The 4,288-nt window shown below is 63.5% G+C and carries 8 protein-coding genes; 3 read left to right on the forward strand and 5 right to left on the reverse strand.

All coding sequences use genetic code 11. The features are described 5' to 3' along the window. Nucleotides 1-117 precede the first annotated feature (117 nt). Nucleotides 118-873, forward strand: coding sequence for a DUF4190 domain-containing protein (locus AC062T_RS00715; protein WP_476026422.1), 756 nt, complete (start codon nt 118-120; stop codon nt 871-873). Nucleotides 874-885: 12 nt separating this feature from the next. Here AC062T_RS00715 and AC062T_RS00720 read toward each other — a convergent pair whose 3' ends face one another. Continuing rightward, nucleotides 886-1,578 (reverse strand): hypothetical protein, encoded by a 693-nt coding sequence (locus AC062T_RS00720; RefSeq protein WP_476026424.1) that lies wholly within the window; start codon nt 1,576-1,578, stop codon nt 886-888. 110 nt (nt 1,579-1,688) lie between these two features. Here AC062T_RS00720 and AC062T_RS00725 point away from each other — a divergent pair, with 110 nt between their 5' ends. After that, nucleotides 1,689-2,249, forward strand: coding sequence for a hypothetical protein (locus tag AC062T_RS00725; protein WP_146181305.1), 561 nt, complete (start codon nt 1,689-1,691; stop codon nt 2,247-2,249). A gap of 4 nt (nt 2,250-2,253) precedes the next feature. Here AC062T_RS00725 and AC062T_RS00730 read toward each other — a convergent pair whose 3' ends face one another. Further along, nucleotides 2,254-2,520: a glutaredoxin family protein gene (locus AC062T_RS00730; protein ID WP_476026427.1), complete on the reverse strand. Its 267-nt coding sequence runs from the start codon at nt 2,518-2,520 to the stop codon at nt 2,254-2,256. A gap of 74 nt (nt 2,521-2,594) precedes the next feature. Here AC062T_RS00730 and AC062T_RS00735 point away from each other — a divergent pair, with 74 nt between their 5' ends. After that, nucleotides 2,595-3,338, forward strand: a complete 744-nt coding sequence (locus AC062T_RS00735; RefSeq protein ID WP_476026429.1) for an HAD family hydrolase — start codon at nt 2,595-2,597, stop codon at nt 3,336-3,338. A gap of 77 nt (nt 3,339-3,415) precedes the next feature. Here AC062T_RS00735 and AC062T_RS00740 read toward each other — a convergent pair whose 3' ends face one another. The 3 genes from AC062T_RS00740 to AC062T_RS00750 form a co-directional block, all read right to left on the reverse strand. Then, nucleotides 3,416-3,514, reverse strand: a complete 99-nt coding sequence (locus AC062T_RS00740) for a 30S ribosomal protein bS22 (protein ID WP_003792170.1) — start codon at nt 3,512-3,514, stop codon at nt 3,416-3,418. Nucleotides 3,515-3,610: 96 nt separating this feature from the next. After that, a complete protein-coding gene (locus AC062T_RS00745) occupies nt 3,611-3,805 on the reverse strand; it encodes a helix-turn-helix domain-containing protein (protein WP_108514701.1) in 195 nt (64 codons plus the stop codon). A gap of 198 nt (nt 3,806-4,003) precedes the next feature. After that, the coding region (locus AC062T_RS00750; protein ID WP_476026463.1) for a hypothetical protein at nt 4,004-4,288 on the reverse strand (285 nt) is incomplete at its 5' end.

The following is a 4,288-nucleotide window of genomic DNA, read 5'->3' on the forward strand; positions in this document are numbered from 1 at the left end:
AGGGTCGGACTACTTCTCCGCTGAGGGGTCCTGAATGCGCTCGCCCGCGACGGCGGATTGCGCATTCAGGACCCCTCCGCTGCACCACGGCCACAGTTCACCGACGAAAGAGTTGCTATGTCTGACTTCACACCGCCAGCAGTGCCCGAGGCTCCCGCCGCGTTCACGACCAGCCCCTACAGCGCAGCACCGGCACCCGCGCCGTCCTCCGCCAAGGGCCTGGCCATCGCAGCCCTCGTCACCGGCATCGTGTCGCTGGTCACGGTCGTGTTCTTCTGGCTCTCGATCGCCTGCGGAATCGCCGCTGTGGTTCTCGGCATCATCGCGCTGGTCAAGCGTCAGTCCAAGGGCATGTCAATCGCCGGACTAATTACCGGCGCCCTCGGAATCGTCGGATCGATCATCACCTTCTTCGTCATTACGCTGTTGCTGACCGGGTTCACTGCGGCAATCGCGGAGTCGCCCCGCCTCCTCGAGCAGTTCGCGGAGGGGAGCAGCTCGGGCACGACAGAGACCGAGACCGAGCTCTCGCCCGGCGAATACGAACTCGCTTCCGCCGCGTTCGCTGCCGCCGCGCCCAGCGCTGATGAGATCCAGTTCGACGCCTACTACGGCGAGGGAGTTGTCGTGATCTTCGTCGCGGCCGACGCCGCGTCCCTGCCCGCTGACGAATACCGCGCGCTTCTTGAGGTCGCCGCGCAGCACCCCGATCTTCAGTCCATCGAGGACTGGATTATCGAGGGGTACACGTTCGAAGGCGATTATCTCGATCTCAGCGCCTCAGCGCTTGAGGCCGGTGTGCCAGCCGAGTTCATCAACACCTACGGCGATGTCATGATCCCCTCAACCGAACTTGTGGGGCTGTTCGGCTAAAACCGGCTCTCTCTACCAGGCGGATGCTGGCGCTGCGATGATCTCGACGTCGCTGTAGTGCCAGTGCGCGCCATTGTTGTAGTGCCCACTTGCCCACGGTGAGGCCCAGATGGCGGCCTCGGTTGTCGCCGTGGGGGCCGATGCCGCGAAGGACTCTCGGATGCCGGCATAGCCGGGAAGGGTGTGCAGCGCTTCGGCGGCATTGAGCGCTGCGTCCCGCAGGCTGGCATATGAGCCGGTGCCCCCTCCTCCGCCGGAACCCCAGCCGTTGTTGAGGGGGTTGTTGCGGTTCCACCAGGACTTCACATAATTCTCTTGCCGCATCCACCGCATGATCACGGTCACGTTCTCGTCGGTGACGGGCCATTCGCCATAAAAGAGCACGAGCGCGGCCCAGTCACGGTTTGTTCCGCCCGCAATGTACGTCTCGGCGTTGGGGGCGGATGCCGTATAGCTGTCGCGGGCCGTGACCGACAGCACCGCAGAATCGACGATGTCGAGGCTCTGGGCCTGATCCTTGGCGACCGTAGTCGATTCGGCGAGGTGGGCTGGGAGTGTGGCGACGAGAGTGACCACAGCCAATGCTGCGGCGGAGACGGCGATCCACGTTTTTGCACCGGGGCGCGCCACTTCTGCGCGGCGTCGCGCAGTACTGGGGCGAAAGTTTCGGGTCATAACGGGGGTGTTGACGATGGGGTGGCTCAACGGGCCCGGGCTAAACCCGTCGAGGTTACGGGCCGTTTCTGCGAGGTTGCTGAATTGCGCTCATCCGCACGGCTCCTCACTGCCCCGCAGTGGCTGGTACCGTGGCGGATATGAGCAATGAATCTGTCCCCTCCCGTCAGTCCGCAATCGAAGCCGGGGAGGCGCTGCTCGAGATCCTGCGCACGCACATCGACCTGGTCGCTGGCGGCACCGGAAGCGACGACGAGGCCGAAGAGGTCGACCGTCGCCTGTGGGAGGCCGTTGGCGAGTACGGCGACGCCCTTGATGACCTCTATGACGAGGCCGAAGAGCCCGATGAGGCTTCTGGCGCCGACGAGCTCACCTTCACGGTGCGCACCCGCTACGACTACACGGTCTCCGACGAGAAGGCCCTGCTTTCTCGTGCCGGCGGCATCGGAGCCCTCGTCGGAGAGCTGCTGCAGAAGGCGGGCAAGCCGCTTCCCGCGTTCGAGATCGACGCTCTTGAGACCGGCAGCGGCCTCGTGACCGTTCACCTCAACGACGAGCCCCTCACGGCAGACGACTTTGAGGCCGCCGAGGAGCCGACCGACCTGCTTCTCGTCGCCCCCAACGAGACCCTCACCTTCGTGCTCGATGAGCCCGTGTACGAGTCGCGCGCCGAGGCAGAAGCAGCGGCCAAGAAGGACTAACCGATTAGGGCGCTGCGGTCGTTAAAGCCGACCGCAGCCGCTCGGCGTCGATGCGCCACATGTTGTGCACGCGGCCGTCAATCAGCAGCACCGGAATCTCCTCTGAATAACGGGCGAGCAGCTCGGCGTCGTCCACGATCGAGCGTTCCTCGAGCGTTATGGGCCCAGCGGATGCTTCGCCGCCCAGCTCCTCGATAACAGCACTCACAACATCCCTGGCGTCGTCACACAAGTGGCATCCGGGGCGGGTCAGCAGCGTGAGGGCGGGCATACCCCCATGTTACGGGGGTGCCCGTCTGAGCAGACTTTGACCCTCTCGGGCCGTGGCCCGCTAGCATGGGCGCGATGAATGCGAGCAACGACGACGCAGGGGGCGGCGGTCCTGTCATTGCGTTTTTTGATGTCGACAACACGCTCATGCGTGGCGCGAGCGTTTATCACGTGGGCGGCGGTGCCTACCGACGCGGCTATGTGACGCTGCGGGATCTGCTGCGATTCGCCTGGACCCAGGCCCGTTTCGTGGCCGTGGGCGAGAATCTGCGCCACCTCGAGATCGTGCGCGAGAAGGCCCTAGGGCTTGCCGTGGGCATCCCCCAGTCGGAGGTCGAGCAGCTCGCAGAAGAGATCTTCGACACCAAAATCCAGCCGCGTCTCTGGCCCGAGAGTGTTGGTCTTGCCCGCGAGCACATCGCCATGGGGCATCAGGTATGGCTCGTGACGGCGACCCCCTCTGTTGTTGCCAACGTGATAGCGCGCAGGCTGGGTCTCACGGGAGCCATCGGCACGGAGCTCGAAACCTCCGATGGCCGTTACACGGGCAACCTCATCGGCCATATGTTGCACGGCCCGCTCAAGGCGGATGCCGCCCGCGGGCTTGCCGAACGCATCGGCTCTGCGCTTTCGGAGTGCTGGGCCTATTCCGATTCGCGCAACGACCTGCCCCTGCTGGAACTGGCGGGTCACAGGGTTGTGGTGAATCCCGACTCGGTGCTTCTTCGCCATGCGGTCACTCACGGCTGGTCGATTATGAACCTCAACAAGAAGAGCATCCGCGCGGCTCGTCGCCGCCTCCGCCGCGAGGCCAACTAGCGCCCAGACGCTCCCCCGGCGCAAAAAACGACACAAAAAACGCCAGACCCGAAGGTCTGGCGTTTTCGTGTCGTGCGCTACTTCTTGTTGCGGCGCTGGTGACGAGTCTTACGAAGCAACTTGCGGTGCTTCTTCTTAGCCATACGCTTACGGCGCTTCTTGATTACAGAGCCCATGAAAACCTCACTGATTCTTGAACAGACGACCGGGTCCGTTCAGAACCGCGGAAAAATATTATTGCCTCTCGACAGTGTAACCGATGTTTGTGGGGGTCAGCCGACGTCCGCGATGTGGGACTGCACAGCTGCCTCTACTGCCGACTCCGGAACGCGAAAGGATCGGCCGAATCGGATGGCGGGAAGCTCCCCGGAATGCACCAGTCGATAGACGGTCATCTTGGAGACGCGCATCATGTCCGCAACCTCGGCGACCGTCAAAAACTTCACATCAGATAGATCGCTTGCCATTGGGCTGTCCTTATGTACGCGCACTTGATACGGGTGTTACTGAAGTGCTGAAACGCTACTTTAGGGGTAGAAGTGACGCATTGTCCACATCTTCAGTGCGATCGAAGCAACGGCACGCCGGACACTCAGAAATTGGCGCGCGAAACTGCGGAAGCACGCGGGCCAAACTGCGGAAGCACGCGGGCGAGAGGGCCGCGTTTAGTCTTTCTTGAGCTTCTTGCGAATCGGATCGAACACCTTGCGCTCGACGGCCTCAGAGGCCTCCTCGAAGCGGTGGCGCGTGCCATGGGTGGCGTCAGCCATCGCGCGACCAACGGCAGCGCCAGCGTCGCTGGGGTGCTGCAGGCTCTCACCAGCGCGGCGCAGCGACGCAGGCATCTGCACTCCCGACCACGCCGCGAACGCCCCGGATGCTTCACCCTGTTCGGGCCCTCCGCCGGGAAGTCGGGTCGTAGCCATGTCGTTCTGTGGGCCAAGGAGTTG

Source organism: Homoserinimonas sp., assembly GCF_056262345.1.